The organism is Deltaproteobacteria bacterium IMCC39524 (assembly GCA_029667085.1).
In the GTDB taxonomy this organism is placed as follows: Bacteria; Desulfobacterota; Desulfuromonadia; order Desulfuromonadales; family BM103; genus M0040.
The window spans coordinates 1-698 of sequence record JARUHJ010000019.1 but is presented as its reverse complement, the minus strand read 5'-3'; the positions used below and the strand labels follow the sequence as shown (position 1 = coordinate 698).

Below are 698 nucleotides of genomic sequence, written 5' to 3'. Positions count from 1 at the left end.
AATTGATATTAAAATCCCTTAATTTTGAATTATTTTTTTGAAGCACGGTGTTAATTAAAATAGGTTTTTCAAGATAGATTGTCCCAATGGTTAGTGTATGTGAGTAATCATGCATTGTTTTTATTATTTCTGATTCTTTTTCAATTATCCCTTTAGCAAGTGGCTGTAATGCTTTACTAGCATCGGTTAGATTTACTCCACGTGAAGTTCTTTCAAATAATTTGATTCCAAGTTTTTGTTCTAACTTGTTAATATGCTGAATTATTGCTGATTTAGTAATAAAGTCGTTTCTGGCAGTTTCGGAAAAATTTTTAGTATTGCATACATCTAAGAAAATCTTGTACTCATGAATATTCATTAGTTTTTGTCCTTTAGTTAAGTTACATTATGTAGAGTTAAGCAAATACTTAACTCTGGGATAAAATAATAGATCACACTTATGATTTAAATCTATTATACTAGCAAGTGAAAGCGATAACAAATTAGTGAATAGAAAAGAGATCTAATTATGGCAATTGTAAATAATGACTTTCACGAAATTCTAACTGGTAGACATTCAGTACGCAGATTTGATCCAAGCGTAAAGATCAGTCGTGATGAAATGAAAGAAATGCTGGAAGAAACAATTACAGCTCCATCTGCATGTAACTTGCAGGCTTGGAAGTTTGTCGTAGTTGATACTGATGAAGGAAGAGAAA

The 698-nt window shown here is 30.5% G+C and carries 2 protein-coding genes; one reads left to right on the top strand and one right to left on the bottom strand.

Annotation, left to right across the window (positions count from 1 at the left end):
- The coding region (locus P9J64_17445) for a LysR family transcriptional regulator (GenBank protein MDG5470104.1) at window positions 1-358 on the bottom strand (358 nt) is incomplete at its 3' end.
- 150 nt (window positions 359-508) lie between these two features.
- Between P9J64_17445 and P9J64_17440 the strand changes: the two genes are divergently transcribed.
- Window positions 509-698 (top strand): nitroreductase family protein (locus P9J64_17440; GenBank protein MDG5470103.1); only part of this gene is annotated, 190 nt, incomplete at its 3' end.